Genomic DNA, 21,325 nt, shown 5'->3' with positions numbered 1-21,325 from the left:
GCCCCACCCTCCCCGGCGGACGCGCCTGCCCGTCTCAGGTCACGTCGAGTCCCGCTTCACCAGCTCCGTCGGCAGGATCACCGCCGCCGGGTCCTCCCCGCCGATCTGCGCGAGCAGCACCCGCACCATCTCGCTGCTGATCCGGTCCCAGGGCTGGCGGATCGTCGTGAGCGGAGGGTTGGAGGCGACGGCGGCGGGCGAGTCGTCGAACCCGCCGACCGCGACGTCCTCCGGCACCCGGCGCCCCGCGTCCCGCAGCACGGCCAGCACCCCCTGCGCCATCAGGTCGGACGCGACGAACACGGCGTCCAGATCCGGCACCCGCTCCAGCAGCGCCCGCGCCCCCGCCTCCCCGCTGGCCCGGCTGTAGTCCCCGGACACGACGAGCCGCTCGTCGTACGCGATGTCGGCCTGCGCGAGCACCTCCCGGTACCCGGCGAGCCGCTCCACCCCGCCCGGCGTGTCCAGCGGACCGGTGACGACACCGACGCGCCGGCGGCCGAGGGAGAGGAGGTGGCGGACCATGTCGCGGGCACCGTCGCGGTCGTCGGCGGCGACGTACGACACCTTCGACCCGATGCCGATCGGCTTGCCGCAGGCGACGAGCGGTACGCCCGCCTCCCGCAGCTCCTGCGCGATCGGGTCGCCGGAGTGGCTGGAGACGAGGAGCACCCCGTCGACGTGCCCCGCGGTGATGTAGCGCGTTATGCGCCGCCGTTCGTCCTCGGTGGCGGCCAGCATCAGCAGCAGCGGCACGTCGTGCGTGGCCAGCGCCTGGGTGCAACCCCGCAGCAGGACATTGAAGTTGGGGTCCTCGAAGAACCTCTCCTGAGGCTCCGTCAGCAGGAAGCCGACGGAGTCGGAGCGGCCGGTGATCAGCGAGCGGGCGTGCCGGTTGACGACGTAACCCGTCCTGCGGATCGCGGCGTTGACCGCCTCCTGGGCCGAAGGGCTCACGTAGTGGCCGCCGTTGAGGACCCGTGAGACGGTGCCGCGGGAGACACCCGCCTCGCGGGCCACGTCGTGGATGGTCGGCGGCTTGCGCCTGCCCCCCGGAGTGCTCATGGTCATGACTTTACGGCCCCGGACAGCAGATCCAGGCTCCAGAACCGCTGAATGACCAGGAACAGCGCCACCAGCGGGATCACCGCGAGGAACGCGCCGGTGATCACCAGCGTGTACAGCGCGGGAGCCGACGCGCCCTGCTGGAGGAGCGTGAACAGCCCAAGCGTGATGGGGAACTTGGTGTCGTCGCTGAGCATGATGTACGGCAGCAGGAAGTTGTTCCAGATCGCGACGAACTGGAACAGGAACACCGTCACCAGACCGGGGACCATCATCGGCAGCGCGATCCGGGTGAAGATCCGCCACTCGCTCGCGCCGTCCATCCGCCCGGCCTCGACGACGTCCGCAGGGACCGCCGCGCTCGCGTAGATGCGCGCCAGGTAGACGCCGTACGGGGAGAGGATCTGAGGCAGCATCACCGAGATGTACGAGTCGGTGACACCCGCCTTCGCCATCAGCAGGTACTGCGGGATGGCGAGGATGATCGGCGGCATCAGCACACCCGCGAGCAGGATGCTGAACATCGACTCGCGGCCCCGGAACCGGTAGATCGCGAGCGCGTACCCGCTGAACGCGGACACAACCGTCGACAGCAGCGCGCCGACCCCGGCGTAGAGGGCCGAGTTGGCCATCCACTGCCAGTAGACGCCGTCCCGGTAGGCGTTGAGCTCCTTGACGTTGTCGACGAAGCCCGAACCGGGCCAGAACGAGAACGTCGAGAAGAGTTCGCTGCCGGACTTGGTGGACGCGACGACCACCCAGGCGACCGGCAGCAGACAGTAGATCGCCCCGATCAGCAGCGCGACCGTCGGGACCAGCGCGATACGGCTGCGCAGCGGCGGTTTCTTCTGCGCCGTACCCGTCGTGTCGGCGGCCGAGGGGACCTTCTGGACGGCAAGAGAACTCATCGGGCTCCCTCCTCCTGCTTGGAGCGGCGGTTCGCGGCGCGCAGGAAGCCGAAGGAGAGCACCAGCGTGGCGAAGGCGATGATCACGGCCTGGGCCGCGGCGCTGTAGATGTCACCGTTGCCGAAGGCGTCCTGGTAGACCTTCATCAGCGGACTCCACGTCGTGGACACGGAGTTGGTGAGCGGTTTGAGGGTCGTCGGCTCGTTGAACACCTGGAGCGTGGCGATGATCGAGAAGAAGAACGTCAGCACCAGCGACGGCGCCACCATCGGGATCTTGATCTTCAGGGCGATCTGCAGCGGCGTCGCCCCGTCGAGCTTCGCGGCCTCGTACACCTCGGCCGGGATCGACTGGAGCGCCGTGTAGATGACGATCATGTTGAAGCCGGTGCCGCCCCACACCGCGATGTTCGACAGCGCGAGGTACAGCGGCCCGCCGTCCAGCAGATCCGGCTGCGGCATCCCCAGCTTGTCGAGGATCCAGTAGAACGGGCTGACGTCCGGCAGGTACAGGAAGCCCCACAGCAGGGCGGCGACCACACCGGGAATGGCGTACGGCAGGAAGATCGCGAGCCGCGTGAACGGCGTGAACCGCACCTTGTCCGCGTCCAGCATCAGCGCGAACAGCAGCGCGAGGCCCAGCATGACGGGGACGACGATGCAGCCGTACCCGAGGACGCGCAGCGCGCCGTGCAGCAGCTCGCTGTCGGAGACGGCGTTGGTGTAGTTCTCCAGCCCCGCCCAGACCTCTTTACGGGCCCCCGACCCGAGGCCGAGGCCCGAGACGTGCGCCTTGCGGAAGCTCAGGTAGACCGCGTACCCGATGGGCAGCGCGAAGAACAGGGCGAAGAGGACGATTCCGGGGAGGAGGAAGGCGTACGGGGCCGACTTGACCCCGTACGACTGCCGGCGTGCGGTTTTCACTCGGAGACCTCGAAGCCCTGCTTCTTCATGTCGGCGACGGTGACGGACTGCATCTCCTTGAGCGCGGCGCCGAAGTCCGACTTGTTCTTGGCGGCGGCGCCGAACGCGTCCTTGAACGTGGTGTACGCCTTGTTGACGTTCGGGCCCCACGCGGAGGGCGCCGTGGTCTTGGCGACGTTCGCGGCGACCTTGTAGAAGTCGGGCTGGTTGGCGAAGAACTCCGGCGGCGTGGTGAACGCGCCGGAGAGCTGCGCGGAGGAGGACGCCGGGTAGATCCCGCTCTCCTTGGCGAGCGCGTTGAGGGCGTCGCCGTCCGTGTTCAGCCAGGTGGCGAACTTCGCGGCGGCCGACTTGTGCTTCGAGTCGGTCGTCACGCCGGTCGAGGAACCGCCCCAGCTGCCGGTGACGTTGTCGCTCGCCGACCACTGGGGGAGCGGGGCCACGGCCCACTTGCCCTTCGTGGAGGGGGCGGCGGTGGTCAGGGTGCCGGGCGCCCACACGGCGGAGACCCAGGCGATCTGCTTGCCGGTGTTGAGCGCGTTGTTCCAGGACGCCGTGTACATCGGCTGGTTGTCGATGGCGTCCTCCTTCACGAGGCCGCCCCAGAAGTCGGCGACCTTCTGCGTCGCCGCGTCGTCGATGCCGACCTTCCACTTGGTGCCGGAGGTCGTCCACCACTTGGCGCCGGCCTGCTGGGCGAGGCCCGCGAAGAGGCCCGAGTCGTTCGCGGAGAACGTCGTCAGGTCGGTGCCCGGGGACTTCTTCTTCAGCGTCCGGGCCGTCTCGGCGAACTGCTCCCAGGTGGTGGGGACGGTGAGGCCGTACTGCTTGAAGAGGTCCTGGCGGTAGTAGAACATCATCGGCGCGACGTCCTGGGGGAGCGCGTAGACGGCGTTCGTGCCCAGCGTGACCTGCTGCCAGACGCCGTCGGCGAACTTGGACTTCGCGTCGCCGACGTTCTTGGAGATGTCGGCAAGGACGTCGTTGGAGACCAGCGTCGGCACCGCCTGGTACTCGGCCTGCACCAGGTCGGGGCCGATGCCCGCCTTGTGCGCGGTGAGGACCTTGGTCACCAGGTCGTCGCCGCCCGCCTGCTTCTGGGCGGTGACCTTGATCTGGGCGGTCTTGCCGGGGCCGTCGTTCCAGAGTTTGACGACCTTGTCCATGCCGGGCGTCCAGGTCCAGTACGTCAGCGAGACCGGACCGGAGGACTCGGACCCGCCGTCGTCGTCGGACGACCCGCACGCGGCGAGCGCGGTGGCGCCGAGCGTGACGGCGATGGCGGTTGCCACGAGGCGACGGCGCTTCGTGTTCGGCATGGAACTCTCCCCTGACCTGGGCCCCCGCCTCACGCGAGGGCCTGCCATGCGATGCGCATGACCTCGGACACTGCCCGTCGCAGTGCCCCGTCATGCTTCTGTGAGCGTTCACAGTAGAGAAACATCCCGGACACTTGTCAATGGTTGTTGCTGTGCGGTTATGTTGGGCTTCGAACGGCGCGGTCGTCTGTGCACGTTCCCAAAAGATCGATCACACGGGAGAGATCCATGCCGGACACCAGCCCCAAGGGCCTCACCAGGCTCGCCTTCGGCGGGGACTACAACCCCGAGCAGTGGCCGGAGAGCGTCTGGCAGGAGGACGTCCGGCTGATGCGCGAGGCCGGTGTCACGATGGTCAGCGTCGGGATCTTCTCCTGGGCCCTGCTGGAGCCCGCGCGCGGGCAGTACGACTTCGGCTGGCTCGACCGGATCATCGGCCTGCTGCACGACAACGGCATCCGTGTCGACCTCGGCACCCCCACCGTCGTCCCGCCCGTCTGGTTCTACCGCGAACACCCCGAGGCCCTCCCGGTCGCCGCCGACGGCACCCGCTACGCCTTCGGCTCCCGCGGCGCCATCTGCCACAGCAACACCGACTACCGCGCCGCCGCCGCGGCCATCACCACCCAGCTCGCCGAGCGCTACGCCGACCACCCGGCGCTCGCGATGTGGCACGTCCACAACGAGTACGGCGTCCCCGTCTCCGCGTGTTACTGCGACTCCTGCGCCGCCCACTTCCGCCGCTGGCTGGAGACCACGTACGGCGGCATCGAAGCCGTCAACGCCGCCTGGGGCACCGCCTTCTGGGGCCAGCGGTACGCGAGCTTCGAGGACATCAACCCGCCGCGCACCGCGCCCACCGTCGGCAACCCCGGCCAGGCCCTCGACTACAAGCGGTTCGCGGACGCCACGATGCGCGAGAACTTCGTCGCCGAGCGGGACATCCTGCACCGCCTCGCGCCGGGCGTCCCGGTGACGACGAACTTCATGACCGCCCTCAGCCAGTGCGACTCCGTCGACTACTGGGCCTGGGGCCGCGAGGTCGACATCGTCACCAACGACCACTACCTGATCACCGACGGCCGCCGCACCCACGTCAACCTCGCGATGGCCGCCGACCTCACCCGCTCCGTCGGCGCCGGCGCCCCCTGGATCCTCCTGGAGCACTCCACCTCGGGCATCAACTGGCAGCCCCGCAACCCCGCGAAGGCGCCCGGCGAGATGGCCCGCAACTCCCTCGCGCACGTCGCGCGCGGCTCCGAGGGCGCCATGTTCTTCCAGTGGCGCCAGTCCCGGCGCGGCGCCGAGAAGTTCCACTCCGCGATGGTCCCGCACGGCGGCACCGACACCCGCGTGTGGCGCGAGGTCGTCGAACTCGGCGCCTCCCTCGACTCGTTGACCTCGGTCAAGGGCTCCCGCACCGAGGCCGACGTCGCCGTCCTGTGGGACTGGCAGTCCTGGTGGGCGCAGAACCTCGCCTGGCGCCCCAGCGAGGACGCCGACCCGCGCGAGCGCGCCGACGCCTTCTACGAGGCCCTCTACGACCGGCACCTCACCGTCGACTTCGCCCACCCCGAGTCCGACCTGTCGACGTACCCGATGGTCGTCGTCCCCGCCCTCTACCTGATGACCGAGGCCGCCGGGGACAACCTCCGCGCCTACGTCGCCGGCGGCGGCACCCTCGTCGTGTCGTTCTTCTCCGGCATCGTCGACGAGCACGACGCCGTCCACGACGGCGCCTACCCCGGCGCCCTGCGCGACGTCCTCGGCCTCACCGTCGAGGAGTTCTCCCCGCTGCTGGCCGGAGAATCGGTACGGCTCACCGGCGCGGACGGTGCCGAGCTGACCGGCGACGTGTGGAGCGAGTTCGTCGTCCCGCGCGGCGCCGAGACGGTCTGGTCCTTCGCCGACGGCCTCGCCGCCGGGCGGCCCGCCGTCACCCGGCACCGCCTCGGCGAGGGCACCGCCTGGTACGTCTCCACCCGCCTCGGCGCCGAGGGCCTCGACACGCTCCTGGCCCGCGCCGCCGACGACGCCGGGATCACCCCGCGCGACCTGCCCCGTGACGTCGAGGTCGTGCGCCGGTCCGGCGAGAACGCCGACTACGTCTTCGTCATCAACCACACCGCCGGTGACGTCAAGGTGCCGCTGGAGTCCTCCGGCACCGAACTCCTCACCGGCGAGCCCGCCTCCGGTCACCTCGCCGTCGCGGCGGGCGCCGTGCGGGTCGTCCGGCTCGACGGCTGAGCCGGCCACCGACTCCCCCTTCGCCCGTGGAGCCGCGAGCCGCGGGCGGAGGGGGTCCCCGCACCCCGGCTTTGTCAGGTGCGGGACACCCCACCCCCATCACGTCGAAGGGACGACGGACGACGATGTTCCATCCCAGACGCACTCTCCAGGCCCTCATGCTGCCGCTGGCCGCGGGCCTCGCCTTCAGCGCCCTGCCCGCGCAGAGCGCCGCCGCCGCATCCACGCTCACCAACGGCGGCTTCGAGTCCGACGGCACCGGCACCGCGACCCCCGCCGGGTGGTCCACCTACTCGGCGGGCGGGCAGAACTCCGCCTCCTTCACCGAGTCCGGTGGCCACGGCGGGAGTTACCGGCTCACCCAGTGGGCGTCCAGCGCCTACAAGGTGGAGACGTACCAGTACCTGTCGGGGCTGACCAACGGGAACTACACCTTGACCGCGTGGGTCCGCTCGGGCGGCGGGCAGAACGCGGCGTACATAGCGCTCAAGGGTTGCGGGAGCGCCGAGCAGCGTACAGACATACCGGTGTCGTCCAGTGGTTGGATCCGCATTGTCACGCCGGTCAATGTGACGAACAACCAGTGCACCATCAGCATCAACAGTGACGCGAACGCCGGGAACTGGATCAATGTTGACGACCTGACGTTCAGTGCAGGGACCACCGGTACATCGATCCATGGTGCCGACATCTCCTCCCTCGCCAAGAGCGAGGCCAAGGGCGGCGTCTACAAGAACGCCTCCGGCACCACCGGCGACGCCATCGGCATCCTGCGCAACGCCGGCATGAACTACGCGCGCCTCAAGGTCTGGGTCAACCCCGCCGACGGCTACAACGACAAGGCGCACGTCCTGGCGATGGCCAAGCGGATCAAGGCGTCCGGCATGAAGCTGCTGGTCGACTTCCACTACTCGGACACGTGGGCCGACCCGGGCGCCCAGTCCAAGCCGGCCGCATGGGCGGGCCACACATACAGTCAACTCAAGACGGACGTGTACAACCACACGTACGACGTGTTGAACGCGTTGAAGGCTCAAGGCACCACCGCCGACATGGTCCAGGTGGGCAACGAGATCAACGGCGGCATGCTGTGGAACGAGGGATCGACCAGTAACTGGTCCCAGCTCGCCGGACTGCTCAACAGTGGATACGACGCCGTCAAGGCGGTCAACTCGTCCACCACCGTCGCCCTGCACCTCGCCAAGGGCGGCGACCTGTCCGGCACCCGCTGGTGGTTCGACAGCGCCGTCTCCAACGGCGTGAAGTTCGACGCGATCGGCCTGTCGTACTACGGCTACTGGCACGGCGCGCTCGCCGACTTCCAGACGACCCTGGACGACGCGGCGGCGCGGTACGGGAAGCCGGTGTTCCTCGCCGAGACCGCGTACCCCTTCACGCTCGCCCAGGACGACTCGCTGGAGAACCAGATCGACCTGAGCAGCGAGCTGGTGAGCGGCTACCCGGCCACGGTCGCCGGGCAGACGAGGTGGCTGAACGACGTCACCAGCATCGTCGAGGCCGTCCCGAACGGCCGCGGCCTGGGCGTCTTCTACTGGGAGGCCACCTGGACCGCCGTCACCGGCAACGGCTGGGACCCCACCGACGCCTCCTCGGGCAACGGCTGGGAGAACCAGGCCCTGTTCGGCTACGACGACAAGGCGCTCGGCTCGATGTCGTGGTTCAAGCACCGGTAGCCGCACCCTGACCCGCTGACCCCCACAGGCCCGGCCGCGCACCCCCCGCGCGGCCGGGCCTACGCCGTCTGCATCAGCTGGACCAGGTTGCCGCAGGTGTCGTCGAGGACCGCGACGACGACCGGCCCCGCGGCCACCGGCTCCTGCGTGAACCGCACCCCGAGCCCGGAGAGCCGCTCGAACTCGGCGCGGACGTCGTCCACGGCGAACGAGGCCGCCGGGATGCCGTCCGCGAACAGAGCCGCCTTGTACGGGCCCACCGCGGGGTGCCCGGAGGGCTCCAGGAGCAGTTCGGGACCGTCGGGGTCGCCGGCCGCGACGACGGTCAGCCACCGGTCGGCGCCCACCGGCACGTCGTGCTTCGTCACGAACCCGAGGACGTCGGTGTAGAAGTGCCGGGCCTTCTCCTGGTCGTCGACGAAGACGTTGGTCAGATGGATCCGCATGATCGCTCCCTGAGGCGTGGACGCGCGTACGCCCTCCCACCGTAGGACCCCCGGCGTCCCCCGGCCGAACGGACGTGCCCGCAGGCCCCGGCGCCACCGCCGGACGGCCCCCGCGGCCATCCGGAACCGTGCCGCACGCCCCGCGCGCGTGTGCGGTCCGCGCAGGCGGGACGGCGTGCCTCGGACGGGCACGGCGGAGTCCGGGACGGGAGGGCCTCGACTGCGGGAAAGTGGACAGACGCGGTAGGAGGAGGCCCCGACGCGAGGACGGAGGGACAGGTTCAGATGCTGAGGACTCCCGTGGCCGGACGGCGCCTGGAGATTCTGGAATGGCTCAAGGAGCCCGCCCTGCACTTTCCCGCGCGGCGGCGCACCACGTCCCCCGAGCACGGCGTCACCGCCGGCGCGCTCGCCCACAAGCTCGGCGTCCGCCGCAAGGCCGCCGAGGTCCACCTCGACCTCCTCGCGCGCGTGGGCCTGCTGCGCGTACGGAAGGTCGGCCGGCGCACCTACTACCGGCGCGACGAGGTCCGTATCGCGGAGGTCGCCCGGCTGTTCGAGAAGGGCTGGCAGAGGTAGCGCGGACGGGCTGCTGGGACGGGGGAGACGGGCCCGGGGAAAGCCCCGGCAAAGGCCCCCGCCCGCGCGCATGGAGACGGGCGGCGGCTGAAAGGATTACCCGACTCCGACAGGAAGGCCACACGTCCATGCACCGTCGCGCGGCTCTCGTCCCCCTCCGGTACGTCACGCTCCCGGGCCACGGCCCCGAGGACGTCGTCGCGGACGGGCACGGCAGAGTCCTCACCGGCGTGTCGGACGGCAGGATCTTCCGGATATCCGGCCTCGACGACCCGCGTGCGGCCCGCGTCGAGCACGTGGGGGAGATCGGCGGACGCCCCCTCGGCCTCGAACTCCTCCCGGACGGCGGCCTGCTGGTGTGCGACGCGGAGGGCGCCCTGCTGCGCCTGGACACCGGCGACGGGAGCGTGCGCGTGCTGACCGAGTCGGCCAAGGGGGAGCCGCTGAGGTTCTGCAGCAACGCCGTCGCCGTACCCGACGGGACGGTCTACTTCACCGTCTCCAGCCGGGAGTTCGCGCTGGGGGAGTGGCTCGGCGACCTCGTCGGCCACACCGGGACCGGGCGGCTGCTGCGGCTGTCCCCGGGCGCCGACACGCCCGAAGTGCTGCTGGAGGGGCTCCAGTTCGCGAACGGGCTCGCGGTGAGCGGCTGCGGCTCCTTCCTGATCGTCGCCGAGACCGGCGCCCGCCGCCTGACCCGGTACTGGCTCACCGGACCCCGTACGGGCGTCGCCGAGCCCTTCGTGGAGGACCTCCCGGGCTACCCGGACAACCTGTGGCGCTCCGGCCCCGACGGCCCCGTCTGGGTCGCCCTCGCGGGCCCCCGCGTCCCCGCCCTCGACCTCCTGCACCGCGCGTCCCCGGCGCTGCGCCGCCGCGCCGCACGCCTCGCCCTGCACGCCCCCTACCGCCCCTCCGCCACGGCCGGCGTCCTCGCCGTCGACGACACCGGCCGCACCCTGCACCACCTCACCCGCCGCCGATCCGGCTTCCGCATGGTCACGAGCGCCTGCCGCACGACGGACGGCCTCCTGGTCCTCGGCAGCCTCAGCGAGCCCGGCATCGCCGTCTGCGCGGCCCCCGCCTAGCACCTCACCAGCGGCGTTACCCTGATGCCCGGCCGTGATCACGGCCGGGCAGGAGACGGACGACATGACAGCGCCGACGGCACAGGGCCCGCGCGAACTCCCGGTCGTCGCGGCGGTGGCCGCCGGCGGGGTCGCGGGCTCGCTGATCCGGTACGGGGCGGGCCTGCTGTGGCCCGCGCGCGCGGGCGGGTTCCCGTGGACCACCTTCGGGATCAACGTCGTCGGCTGCGCGGTGATCGGCGCGTTCCTGGTGCTCGTCACGGAGATCCTGACCGTCCACCGGCTGGTGCGGCCGTTCTTCGGGACCGGGGTCCTCGGCGGGTTCACGACCTTCTCGACGTACGCCGTCGACGTCCGCAGGCTGCTGGGGGAGGGGGAGCCCGCGACCGGCCTCGCCTACCTGGCGGGCACCCTGTGCGCGGCGCTGGCCGCCGTATGGCTCGCGGCCGTCACCACGCGCCGGCTCTGCGGCACAGCCCGGCGAAGCGGACAGGAAGGGTAAGAAACCGTTGTGAACTGGCTGCTGGTCGCCGTCGGCGGCATGGTCGGAGCGCCCCTGCGCTACCTCACCGACCGGGCGGTGCGCTCCCGCCGCGACACGGTGTTCCCGTGGGGGACGTTCGCCGTCAACGTCGTCGGCTGTCTCGTGCTCGGCACGCTCACCGGGGCCGCCTCCGTGGGGCCGGATCTGCGGCTGTTGCTGGGGACCGGCCTGTGCGGCGCGCTGACGACGTACTCGACGTTCTCCTACGAGACGCTCCGACTGGCCGAGACGGGCGCGGGACTGTACGCCGTCGCCAACGTCGCGGGGAGTCTCCTGGCGGGGCTCGGGGCCGCCTTCGGGGGCGTGTGGATCGGGCAGACGTTCTGGTCGTAGCGGGCCGGCGGCGCGATCGGCGCCCTACCCGCGGCTGGTAGGACTGTCCCCCACAGTCGTCCCCCTTCCCGCAGAACTGGATCCCATGAGCGTCACCATCTCTGTCGGCCAAGCCGTCGTCCTCGGAGTCGTCGAGGGAGTGACGGAGTTCCTGCCCGTCTCCTCCACCGGCCATCTGAAGATCACCGAGGGCCTGATGGGCATCTCCGTCGACAACCCGGCGGTCGTCGGCTTCTCGGCCGTGATCCAGGTCGGCGCCATCGCGGCCGTGTTCGTGTACTTCTTCAAGGACATCGTGCGGATCGTCTCCGCGTGGGGCCGGGGGATCGCACAGAAGGAGGAGCGCCACCACCACGACTACAAGTTCGCCTGGTGGGTGATCTGCGCGACGATCCCGATCGTGATCGTCGGCCTCGCCGCGAAGCCGCTGATCGACGGCGCGCTGGGCTCGCTGTGGGTGGTCGCCGCCTCCCTGATCGTCGGCAGCGGTGTGATGTGGGCGGCGGACCAGATGGGCCGGCACAAGCGCGGCGAGGACGACACGTCGTTCAAGGACGCGATGCTGGTGGGAAGTTCGCAGATCCTCGCACTGCTCTTCCCCGGCTTCTCCCGCTCCGGCGCCACCATGTCGACCGCGCTGATCCTCGACCTCGACCGGGTCGCGGCCACCCGCCTGTCGTTCTTCCTCGGCATCCCGGCGCTGACCGGAGCGGGCCTGTACGAGCTGAAGGACGCCCTCGGCGCGGGCGTGGGCGCGGTGCCGCTGGCCGTCGGGACCGTCGTGTCGTTCGCGGTCGCGTACGTCTCGATCGCCTGGCTGCTGAAGTTCGTCGCGAAGCACTCGTTCAACGCGTTCGTCGCCTACCGCATCGTCGTCGGCGTCCTGCTCCTCGGTCTCCTCTCGACGGGTGCGCTGAGCGCCTGATCAGATCACCGGGCGTTGGACGGGCTTTCAGCTCGCACGCCCGGTGAATTTTTCTTTTCGTTCGTCTTGACACCACCTGGCGCGCAGCCGCACCATCACTCCCGTGAACCTGTCAGACAGCCAGACAGGTGGCTCGGGGCCCCGTCGCATCAGTGCGATGGAGGCGGTCCTCACCCACCTCCGCCGCGCCATCGAACGCGGCCAGTACGCCATCGGCGACAAGCTCCCCTCCGAGGCGGAGCTCTGCCGCACCCTGGAGGTCTCCCGGCCCGTGCTCCGCGAGGCCCTGCGCGCCCTTCAGACGATGGGCCTGACGGTCGCCAAGACCGGCAAGGGCACCTTCGTGGTCGCGAGCACCGTCGAGGACCCCACCTTCGGCGACTACGCGGCCAGCGACCTCCTCGAAGTGCGCCGCCACATCGAGATCCCGGTCGCCGGGTACGCCGCCCTGCGCCGCACCCCGGAGAACCTGGACCACCTGGCCCACCTCCTGGACCGCATGGAACGGGAGACGGACACCACCGCGTGGGTCGCGATGGACACCCTCTTCCACCTGGCCGTCGCCGAAGCCGCCCAGAACCCGGTCTTCCGCCGGGTCATCGAGGAGATCCGCGACGCACTGGCACGCCAGTCGGCCTTCCTCAACGAACTGGGCGGACGGCGCGAGCAGTCCAACCGCGAGCACCGGGCCATCGTCGAAGCCCTCATGGACGGTTCCGAGCCCGACGCCGTCGAGGCCATGAGCCACCACCTCGACCGCGTCGAGACGTCCCTCACCGACATCGTGCGCACCCCGCGCGCGGAAACTCCCCTGGAAGGCGGACCCGAGGCGTGAGCGAACAGCACCTCAAAGACGAGACGCGCCCCTCGTCCCCGCACGTCGACGCCGGAGACGAGGGGTACAGCAAGTCCCTCAAACACCGGCACGTCAACATGATCGCCATCGGCGGCGCCATCGGCACCGGCCTCTTCCTCGGCGCGGGCGGACGCCTCGCCGACGCCGGGCCCTCCCTCTTCATCGCCTACGCGGTCTGCGGGATCTTCGCCTTCCTCGTCGTACGGGCCCTCGGCGAACTCGTCCTGTACCGGCCCTCCTCCGGCGCCTTCGTGTCGTACGCCCGCGAGTTCCTCGGCGAGAAGGGCGCCTACACGGCCGGCTGGATGTACTTCCTCAACTGGGCGACCACCGGCATCGCCGACATCACGGCCGTCGCCACCTACACCCACTACTGGGGCATGTTCTCCGACATCCCGCAGTGGGTGCTCGCATTGATCGCCCTGGCGGTCGTGCTGACCGTCAACCTCATCTCCGTCAAGATCTTCGGCGAGCTGGAGTTCTGGTTCGCGATCATCAAGGTCAGCGCGCTGGTGATCTTCATGTTGATCGGGATCTGGCTGCTGGTCACCCAGCACGACGTCGGCGGCCACACCCCCGGCCCGTCCCTGATCACCGACAACGGCGGCGTCTTCCCCAACGGCCTGCTGCCCATGCTGCTGATCATCCAGGGCGTCGTCTTCGCCTACGCCTCCGTCGAACTCGTCGGCGTCGCGGCGGGTGAGACCGAGAACCCCGAGCAGATCATGCCGAAGGCGATCAACTCGATCATGTGGCGCGTCGGCCTCTTCTACGTCGGCTCCGTCGTCCTGCTGTCGATGCTGCTGCCCTGGAACGTCTACAAGTCGGGCGAGTCCCCCTTCGTGACCGTCCTGTCCAACATCGGCATCCCGGCCGCCGGCGGCGTCATGAACCTCGTCGTCCTCACCGCCGCCATGTCCTCCCTGAACTCCGGCCTCTACTCCACCGGACGCATCCTGCGCTCCATGGCCGTCAACGGCTCCGCCCCCGCCTTCACCGCGAAGATGAGCCGCACCCAGGTCCCCTACGGCGGCATCCTGCTCACCAGCGGCGTCTGCGTCCTCGGCGTCGGCCTCAACTTCGTCGTCCCCGCCGACGCCTTCGAGATCGTCCTCAACTTCGCGGCGATCGGCATCCTCGCCACCTGGGGCATGATCATGGTCTGCCACCTGTTGTTCTGGCAGAAGACCCAGAAGGGCGAACTGACCCGCCCCGGCTACCAGCTGCCGGGCTCCCCCTGGACCGAGATCGTGACGCTGGTCTTCCTCGCCTCCGTCCTGGTCCTCATGTACGCCGACGGCGGCGCCGGACGCACCACCGTGCTGTGCCTGCCGCTGATCGTCGGAGCGCTCGTCGTCGGCTGGTACGCCATCCGGGGACGCCTGAAGCGCGCCTCCGCAAAGGCCGACGCGTGACCCCCGCACCGGCCCACGACAACCCGCAGGCAGTGATGTTCAGCAGCACCCCCACCGACGCCCCCCTCATCCGCGAACCCCTCCACGCCCCCGTCGCCCACCTGGTGCGCGGCGGGGTCACCGAAGGGGTCCACTACGGCTCCGTCGTCGTCCTCGGCGCGGGCGGCGAGGTCACCTTCCAGCTCGGCGACATCGAGGCCGCCTTCTACCCCCGCTCCTCCCTCAAGCCCGTCCAGGCCGTCGCCATGGTCCGCGCCGGGCTCCCCCTCGACGGCGAACTCCTCTCCCTCGCCGCCGCCAGCCACTCCGGCGAGGAACGCCACCTCGCCGGCACCCGCCGCATCCTGGAGCTGGCCGGCGTCCCCGAGGACGCCCTGCGCAACGTCGAGGACCTGCCCTACGGCGCCGCCCAGCGCGACCAGTGGATCAGGGACGGCCGGGGCCCCTCGCGCCTCGCGCAGAACTGCTCCGGCAAGCACGCGGCGATGCTCTACACCTGCAAGCTCAACGGCTGGCCCCTCGACGGCTACCTCGACCCCGCGCACCCCCTCCAGCAGGCCATCGCCGAGATCGTCGAGGACCTCACCGGGCAGCGCATCGCCAAGGTCAGCGTCGACGGCTGCGGCGCACCCCTGTTCTCCGTGTCCCTGCACGGGCTCGCGCGCGCCGCCGCCCGCATCACCACCGCCGTCCCGGGCACCCCCGAGGCGAAGGTCGCCGACGCCATGCGCACCCACCCCGAGATGGCCTCCGGCGCCGACCGCGACGTCGCCGCCCTCATGCGGGCCGTCCCCGGACTGCTCGCCAAGGACGGCTTCGAGGGCGTCGAGGTCGCCGCCCTGCCCGACGGGCGCGCGGTCGCCGTCAAGATCTCCGACGGCGCCAACCGCGCGCGCGTCCCCGTCACCGCCGCCGCCCTCGCGCGCGCGGGCGTCGACCCGGCCCGCCTCACCGCGTTCGCGGGCGAGGCGCTCCTCGGCGGCGGCGAACCCGTCGGCGAGGTCCGCGCGGTACGCGCGCTCGACCCGGTCACCCTGCCCGCCTGCGCGTAGCGCCACCCCGGACGCCGCGTCACCCGTGCGGGGTGCGCGCGGCGTCGCGGCAGGGGTGCGGCGAGTGTGCGCGCCGTACCCCTGTCCTGCCCCGGTACACCTCACCCACCCGAAAGAGGACCACCCTCACCATGACCGCCGTCACCCGCAGCGAGCACGACCTCCTCGGCTTCCGTGACATCCCCGCCGACGCCTACTGGGGCGTCCACACCCTGCGCGCCACCGAGAACTTCCCCATCACCGGCATGGCCATCTCCGCCTACCCGCACCTCGTCGACGCCCTCGCCGCCGTCAAGGAGGCCGCCGCCCTCGCCAACGAGGAACTCGGCCTGCTCGCGCCCGAGAAGGCCGCCGCGATCGTCGCCGCGTGCCGGGAGATCCGCACGGGCAAACTGCACGACCAGTTCGTCGTGGACGTCGTCCAGGGGGGTGCCGGGACCTCCACCAACATGAACGCCAACGAGGTCATCGCCAACCGGGCGCTCGAACTGCTCGGGCACGCCAAGGGGGAGTACCAGCACCTGCACCCCAACGAGGACGTCAACCTCGGCCAGTCGACGAACGACGTCTACCCGACCGCCGTCAAGGTGGCGACCGTCTTCGCGGTACGGGGACTGCTCAAGGCGATGGCCGTACTCCAGGACGCCTTCGGCCGCAAAGCCGTCGAGTTCCGTGACGTGCTCAAGATGGGCCGTACACAGTTGCAGGACGCGGTTCCCATGACGCTCGGTCAAGAGTTCTCGGCCTATGCCGTCATGATTGACGAGGACCGCAGCCGTCTTGACGAGGCCGTCGAGCTGATCCATGAGATCAACCTCGGTGCCACGGCCATCGGGACCGGCCTCAACGCCCCCGCCGGGTACGCCGAGGCCGCCCGCCGCCACCTCGCCGACATCACCGGCCTGCCCCTCGTCACCGCCGCGAACCTCGTCGAGGCCACCCAGGACTGCGGCGCCTTCGTCCAGATGTCCGGCGTCCTCAAGCGGATCGCCGTCAAGCTCTCCAAGAGCTGCAACGACCTGCGCCTGCTCTCCTCCGGCCCGCGCGCGGGGCTCGGCGAGATCAACCTGCCGCCCGTGCAGGCCGGTTCGTCGATCATGCCGGGGAAGGTCAACCCGGTCATCCCCGAGGTCGTCAACCAGGTCGCCTTCGAGGTCATCGGCAACGACGTCACCATCACCATGGCCGCCGAGGCCGGACAGCTCCAGCTCAACGCGTTCGAGCCGATCATCCTGCACTCCCTCTCCGAGTCGATCACCCACCTCCGCGCGGCCTGCCTCACGCTCGCCGAACGCTGCGTGGACGGCATCACCGCGAACACCGAGCGGCTGCGGGAGACCGTCGAGAACTCCATCGGCCTGGTGACCGCGCTCAACCCGCACATCGGGTACGAGGCGGCGACCGACATCGCCAAGGAGGCGCTGGAGACCGGGCGGGGCGTCGCCGAACTCGTCCTGGAGAAGGGCCTGTTGCCGACGGAGACGCTGGCGGCCCTGCTGCGCCCCGAGGTGGTCGCGGGCAGCGGATCGCCGCTGGCGTGAGGCCGCGCACGCGGGCCGGGGGTGGCACTGGTGCCACCCCCGGAACGGGCACCAGCATGATCGATTCGGCACCCCCTCCGGCCCGACCATCGAGTCAGACGCCGCACGACCCCGCGCGGCAGTGAGGGGATTCGATGCCCAGGTTCTCGAAGTCCGTGCTCTCGAAGTCCGCGCCGCCGGCGCCCGGCTCCCGCGCGGGCCGACGGCCGGCGACCGCCGTGGGAGCGGTGGCCGCGGCCGTCGCGCTGGCGGCGGGCTCGACCATCACCCAGACCACCGCACAGGCCGCACCGCAGGCCACCGCACGGTCCACCACGCAGGCCGCAGCACCCACCCGGCCCCACTCCGTCCCGGCCCGCTACACGGACCAGCGCCTCGACTGGCAGCCCTGCGCCCGCACCCCCGCGCTGGAGTGCGCGACGATGACCGTCCCCCGCGACTGGTACCACCCAGGCACCGGCGCGGACCTCACGATCGCGGTCTCCCGCCACCGCGCGACCGACCCCGCGAAGCGGCGCGGCGTCCTCGTCATGGCCGCCGGCGGCCCCGGCGCGTCGGGCCTGAACCGCCCCGCCGGGTTCGTGAAGGCGTCGCCCTCCGTCGGCGCCGCGTACGACGTCGTCGGCTTCGACCAGCGCGGCGTGGGCAGCAGCTCGCACGCCACCTGCCAGACCGACGCCGAGTTCCGGGACTTCTACGCCGGTGACTTCCGCGACCGTTCCCCCGTCGCTCTCCAGGGTGTTGTCGACCGTTCCCGTCAATTCGTCAAGAGTTGTGTTGATCGCAGCGGCGACCTGGTCAAGTACTTGACCACCGATCAAGCCGTCCACGACATCGACCTGCTGCGCACCCTGCTCGGCGTCGAGAAGATCGCGTACTACGGCCCCTCGTACGCCACCTGGCTCGGCGCCTACTACGCGACCGAGTACCCGCAGCACGTCGAACGCGCCGTCCTGGACAGCAACCTCGCCTTCGACGGCACCTGGGAACAGGCCGAACTGGGCCAGCCGATGAGCTTCCAGCGCCGCTTCGAGCAGGACTTCCTGCCGTGGCTCGCCCGGTACGACGCGGTCTACCACTACGGGCGTACGGCGGCCGAGGCGCGGGCCACTTGGGAGGCACGCCGGGCCGCGCTGCGCGAGCACCCTCTCACCGCCGGCTCGGTGACGATCGGCCCGAACCAGCTCGACAACGCGACGATCCAGGGCATGTACAACGCCGGCCTGTGGCCCTCCCTGGCGTCCGTGCTGGCCTCCCTGGAGCGCTGGGACACGGCGACGCCGGCCGAGCGGGAGACGGCCGGGGAGACCTTCGCGAACTACCTCTCGCCGGGTTTCGCCGCCACCTACTTCCCGGTGACCTGCAACGACACGCCGTGGACCCGCGACCTCGGCCACTGGCTGCGGCAGAGCGCCACGGACACGCGCGAGTACCCCCTGGTGGGGGCGCGGGAACTCGCGTACGCCGCCGTCTGCGCCTCCTGGCCGCGGTCGGACGCCCCGCGCGTGAAGGTCACCGGCGAGGGGCTGCCGCCGACCCTGATGCTCAACTCCGTGCACGACCCGGCGACGTACTACGAGGGCGCGCTGCGGGCGCACCGGGCGCTGAAGGGGTCGCGGCTCGTCACGGTCACCGGGGGCGGCGACCACGGGCAGTACCAGAACGGCAACGCGTGCGTGGACGCGGTCGTCGACGCCTACCTGCTCGACGGGAAGGTGCCCGCGCGGGACACGACCTGCCCGGCCGGGCCGCTGCCCGTGCCTACCGTGCCGTCACCGTGAGGTACCCGGTCCGCTGCGTGCGGCCGTGGTGCGAGACGACCGTCACCGGGTAGCGGCCCGGCCGCAGACCCGGGCGGACGGTGGCGGTGCCGACGAAGCGCGGGTCGTCGCCGTCGGCGCTCTTGGTGTCGTCGTGGCGCAGCCGCACCACCCCCGTGAACGCCGGGGAGGTGGCGGTCAGCCGGGTCTCCTCGCCCGGGTCCGGGTGGAGGTCGTGCCACATGACCGACACCCGCCCGCCGGGGACCGGCCGGAACGGGGCGTCGCCACGGAAGTAGGTCCCTTCGGGGTCGACGAAGTCGGGGCCGTACGGCTTGCCCAGGTAGTCGGGGTCGCCGGGCCGGGACGCGCGGACCGTCAGCCGCCGCTCGGCGACCCGGCGGCCGTCCGCGCCGTACAGGGCGAAGGTGTACGTGCCGTCCGCCAGGCCGGTCCTGAGCTCGGGCTGTGCCGAGAAGGCGCGCGGGTTGTAGAGGTCCATGAGGTCGTCGTGGACGAGGCGCACGGGCGCGGGGAGGGCCGGGGACCGGACGGTGAAGCCGGTGCCCTTCTCGCCGGGGTACAGGTCGTCGAAAGCCATCTCCACCGGTTCGCCGGGGCGGGTCACCTCCTGCGACGGGGAGAGGGTGAAGGAGGGGCGCGGGGACGGCACGACTCGGATGCTGTCGTGGGCCACGTCGCGGCCGTGGACCGCGACCGTCAGGGGGTACGAGCCGGGCTTGCCCGTCATGCTCAGCGTCCCCAGGGCCCAGTAGTGGTCGGTCTCCCAGCGCAGCCGCACCGGCCCGGTGAACGCGGCCGACCGGGCGGTCACCTCGTCGCCGCCCCGCGCGCGGGTGACGCCGTAGAGCATCATGTGGACGCGCCCTCCGGGGCGGGCGTCGCTCTGACCGTTGAGGGTCAGCGAGGGCCCGGCCGACGGGGATGCGCTCGACGGGCGCGCGGAGGAGGGGGCCGCATGCGGCGCCGTCCCGTCCGCGCCCGCGCACCCGCACAGCACGAGGCCGGCCGCCCCGACGGCCAAGGCCCTGGACCAGTTCATCGTTCCCCCCACAGTCGGTCACCCAGGTAGACGGAGAAACATCGCCATCGGTCACAGCCCGCCGGAAATCCGCTTGATGACCACCCCGGCCCCGGGCGAGAATCGCACGCATGTTCTCCCGCAAGCCGCGCCGCCCCAAGTCCCCCGACACCCTGAAGGCATGGGAATGCCTGGACCAGGGCGACATCCCCGGCGCGCTCAGGCTCCTGCGGGCCGCCGCCGAGAGCGCGCCCCTCGCCGAAGTCGCCCTGGTCGCCGGACGGGCCGCCGGGGAGGCCGGTTTCGACGACCTGCGCGAGGCCGCCGAGGCGGTCGCCGCCGACCCCGCACAGCCGCGCCCGCTCTACGACTTCGGGTACGCCTGCATCGAGCGCGGCGTCGCCGATCTCGCGATCCCCGCCCTGCGTGAGGCGCTGCGGCTGGCCCCCGGCGCGAAGCCGCTCCTGCGGGAACTGGTCGCCGCCTACGAGGACGGCTCACGCCACCGGGAGGCGGCGGACGCCCTCCTCGCGCACGAGGCGGACCTCGACGACTGGCCGGATCGCTACCTGCTGGTGTTCAACGCCGTCCTCGCCGGAGACCTGCCCCTGGCCCGGCGGCAGCACGCGCTCCTCGCCGACCCCGAGGACGAGATGTGGCGCCCCGCCCAGGCCCGCCAGCGCCGCTCCCTGGAGCGCGCCGATGCCGCCGCCACGACGAACCCCCTGGACCACGCCGACCTGCGCGGCTGGCAGTACGTGATGGGCGGCACCGTCCTCGGCACCCTCTCGCCGTACGGCTACGACGCCGGCATGTCCGGCCGGTTCGCCTGGCTCCAGGACACCTACGGCCAGTGCCTGCGCGGTCTGCTCGCGCTGAAGGCGGTGCTCGCGGCGGCCGGGGCGCGGCCCACGTCCGTGTCGCTGCTGCCGGACCGGTCGAGCCGGATCCTGGGCCTCGCGGCGGCCGAGGTGCTGGGCCTGCCCGCGCTGCCGTACGAGGCGGGCCGCGCGGACACCGTCGTCGTCGCCTACGACCTGAACGAGACCGCCGAAGCCGAGCAGGGGCCCGAGATCCTCGGTGAACTGTTCGCCCGGACGCCCGGACAGATCCTCCACGAGCACGCGAGCTGCTGGACCGACCCGCCCGCCGTCACCCCCGACAGCGTGGCCCTGCTGCACCAGTCGGCCACCGCGCCCTGGGGCGACACCCTGCGCGTCGGCGCGGACGGCGAGGTCGAACGCGGCGGCCCCGACCCGCGCCCGGAGCCGGAGATCGCCGCCGACATCGTCGCGGCCGACCCCACCCCCGACGAGGGCGACGGCGCCACCCCGGCCGACCCGCGGGAACGGCTCACGGAGTTCGTCACCGCCGTACGGGACACCTGGCTCCAGGGCGACCGCGCCCGCGTACGGAGCACCGGCCCCGTCCGCAGCAACCGGTTCGGCTGAGAGGTTGAGAGGTTGAGAGGTTGAGAGCCTGAGGGGCATGGGCGCCGCGAACCGCGGGTGAACGGCGCCCGGCCGCACCCCGCGAACACGCCCCGGTCATGCACAGACCACCGCCCCGCAGGCGGAACGTCGCCCAC

At 71.3% G+C, this 21,325-nt stretch carries 19 protein-coding genes; 13 read left to right on the top strand and 6 right to left on the bottom strand.

The features are described from left to right. Positions 1 to 39: 39 nt before the first annotated feature. The 4 genes from ACLZOT_RS16170 to ACLZOT_RS16155 are packed head-to-tail and all read right to left on the bottom strand — an operon-like array spanning position 40 to position 4,215. Positions 40 to 1,071 carry a LacI family DNA-binding transcriptional regulator gene (locus ACLZOT_RS16170; protein WP_416969592.1) on the bottom strand — a complete coding sequence of 344 codons (1,032 nt, stop codon included), beginning with the start codon at positions 1,069 to 1,071 and terminating at the stop codon, positions 40 to 42. Beyond that, positions 1,068 to 1,973: a carbohydrate ABC transporter permease gene (locus ACLZOT_RS16165; protein ID WP_416969591.1), complete on the bottom strand. Its 906-nt coding sequence runs from the start codon at positions 1,971 to 1,973 to the stop codon at positions 1,068 to 1,070. The genes ACLZOT_RS16170 and ACLZOT_RS16165 overlap by 4 nt, the downstream gene beginning before the upstream one ends. Continuing rightward, the gene (locus ACLZOT_RS16160; protein WP_416969590.1) at positions 1,970 to 2,896 is read right to left on the bottom strand and encodes a carbohydrate ABC transporter permease; all 927 of its coding nucleotides are present in this window, start codon (positions 2,894 to 2,896) and stop codon (positions 1,970 to 1,972) included. The genes ACLZOT_RS16165 and ACLZOT_RS16160 overlap by 4 nt, the downstream gene beginning before the upstream one ends. After that, on the bottom strand, positions 2,893 to 4,215 hold the full coding sequence (locus tag ACLZOT_RS16155) for an ABC transporter substrate-binding protein (RefSeq protein WP_416969589.1): 1,323 nt from the start codon (positions 4,213 to 4,215) through the stop codon (positions 2,893 to 2,895). The genes ACLZOT_RS16160 and ACLZOT_RS16155 overlap by 4 nt, the downstream gene beginning before the upstream one ends. Positions 4,216 to 4,443: 228 nt before the next feature. Between ACLZOT_RS16155 and ACLZOT_RS16150 the strand changes: the two genes are divergently transcribed. Together ACLZOT_RS16150 and ACLZOT_RS16145 are read left to right on the top strand one after the other, a co-directional pair. Beyond that, positions 4,444 to 6,462 (top strand): beta-galactosidase, encoded by a 2,019-nt coding sequence (locus ACLZOT_RS16150; protein ID WP_416969588.1) that lies wholly within the window; start codon positions 4,444 to 4,446, stop codon positions 6,460 to 6,462. Between the two features lie 125 nt (positions 6,463 to 6,587). Further along, complete coding sequence (locus ACLZOT_RS16145; RefSeq protein ID WP_416969587.1) at positions 6,588 to 8,156, top strand: glycoside hydrolase family 53 protein; 1,569 nt, start codon at positions 6,588 to 6,590, stop codon at positions 8,154 to 8,156. Between the two features lie 59 nt (positions 8,157 to 8,215). Here ACLZOT_RS16145 and ACLZOT_RS16140 read toward each other — a convergent pair whose 3' ends face one another. Continuing rightward, the gene (locus ACLZOT_RS16140; protein ID WP_416969586.1) at positions 8,216 to 8,602 is read right to left on the bottom strand and encodes a VOC family protein; all 387 of its coding nucleotides are present in this window, start codon (positions 8,600 to 8,602) and stop codon (positions 8,216 to 8,218) included. A gap of 285 nt (positions 8,603 to 8,887) precedes the next feature. On the opposite strand from ACLZOT_RS16140, the gene ACLZOT_RS16135 reads away from it, so the two are divergent. The 10 genes from ACLZOT_RS16135 to ACLZOT_RS16090 all read left to right on the top strand — a co-directional run bounded on the left by ACLZOT_RS16135 (position 8,888) and on the right by ACLZOT_RS16090 (position 18,716). Continuing rightward, positions 8,888 to 9,181: an ArsR/SmtB family transcription factor gene (locus ACLZOT_RS16135; RefSeq protein ID WP_416969585.1), complete on the top strand. Its 294-nt coding sequence runs from the start codon at positions 8,888 to 8,890 to the stop codon at positions 9,179 to 9,181. A gap of 128 nt (positions 9,182 to 9,309) precedes the next feature. Continuing rightward, positions 9,310 to 10,269: an SMP-30/gluconolactonase/LRE family protein gene (locus ACLZOT_RS16130; protein WP_416969584.1), complete on the top strand. Its 960-nt coding sequence runs from the start codon at positions 9,310 to 9,312 to the stop codon at positions 10,267 to 10,269. Between the two features lie 64 nt (positions 10,270 to 10,333). Beyond that, positions 10,334 to 10,771: a fluoride efflux transporter CrcB gene (crcB, locus tag ACLZOT_RS16125; protein WP_416969583.1), complete on the top strand. Its 438-nt coding sequence runs from the start codon at positions 10,334 to 10,336 to the stop codon at positions 10,769 to 10,771. A 9-nt stretch (positions 10,772 to 10,780) separates the two neighbouring features. Next, the gene (gene crcB, locus ACLZOT_RS16120) at positions 10,781 to 11,146 is read left to right on the top strand and encodes a fluoride efflux transporter CrcB (protein ID WP_416969582.1); all 366 of its coding nucleotides are present in this window, start codon (positions 10,781 to 10,783) and stop codon (positions 11,144 to 11,146) included. 85 nt (positions 11,147 to 11,231) lie between these two features. After that, positions 11,232 to 12,071, top strand: coding sequence for an undecaprenyl-diphosphate phosphatase (locus tag ACLZOT_RS16115; protein WP_416969581.1), 840 nt, complete (start codon positions 11,232 to 11,234; stop codon positions 12,069 to 12,071). Positions 12,072 to 12,228: 157 nt separating this feature from the next. After that, positions 12,229 to 12,906 carry a FadR/GntR family transcriptional regulator gene (locus ACLZOT_RS16110; RefSeq protein ID WP_416969810.1) on the top strand — a complete coding sequence of 226 codons (678 nt, stop codon included), beginning with the start codon at positions 12,229 to 12,231 and terminating at the stop codon, positions 12,904 to 12,906. After that, positions 12,903 to 14,342 (top strand): amino acid permease, encoded by a 1,440-nt coding sequence (locus tag ACLZOT_RS16105; RefSeq protein WP_416969580.1) that lies wholly within the window; start codon positions 12,903 to 12,905, stop codon positions 14,340 to 14,342. The genes ACLZOT_RS16110 and ACLZOT_RS16105 overlap by 4 nt, the downstream gene beginning before the upstream one ends. A gap of 35 nt (positions 14,343 to 14,377) precedes the next feature. Further along, entirely contained in the window at positions 14,378 to 15,394 is a 1,017-nt protein-coding gene (locus tag ACLZOT_RS16100; RefSeq protein WP_416969809.1) for an asparaginase, read from the top strand. 131 nt (positions 15,395 to 15,525) lie between these two features. Further along, complete coding sequence (gene aspA, locus ACLZOT_RS16095; RefSeq protein ID WP_416969579.1) at positions 15,526 to 16,935, top strand: aspartate ammonia-lyase; 1,410 nt, start codon at positions 15,526 to 15,528, stop codon at positions 16,933 to 16,935. Positions 16,936 to 17,069: 134 nt separating this feature from the next. Then, positions 17,070 to 18,716 carry an alpha/beta hydrolase gene (locus ACLZOT_RS16090; RefSeq protein ID WP_416969578.1) on the top strand — a complete coding sequence of 549 codons (1,647 nt, stop codon included), beginning with the start codon at positions 17,070 to 17,072 and terminating at the stop codon, positions 18,714 to 18,716. Here the strand turns inward: ACLZOT_RS16090 and ACLZOT_RS16085 are convergent. Beyond that, positions 18,697 to 19,758, bottom strand: a complete 1,062-nt coding sequence (locus ACLZOT_RS16085; protein ID WP_416969577.1) for a hypothetical protein — start codon at positions 19,756 to 19,758, stop codon at positions 18,697 to 18,699. The genes ACLZOT_RS16090 and ACLZOT_RS16085 overlap by 20 nt on opposite strands. 110 nt (positions 19,759 to 19,868) lie before the next feature. Between ACLZOT_RS16085 and ACLZOT_RS16080 the strand changes: the two genes are divergently transcribed. Continuing rightward, a complete protein-coding gene (locus tag ACLZOT_RS16080; protein ID WP_416969576.1) occupies positions 19,869 to 21,188 on the top strand; it encodes a hypothetical protein in 1,320 nt (439 codons plus the stop codon). Positions 21,189 to 21,325: the final 137 nt, after the last annotated feature.

Source organism: Streptomyces sp. 4F14, from assembly GCF_048159485.1.
In the GTDB taxonomy this organism is placed as follows: domain Bacteria; phylum Actinomycetota; class Actinomycetes; order Streptomycetales; family Streptomycetaceae; genus Streptomyces.
This window is presented reverse-complemented; position numbering and strand designations above follow the sequence as displayed.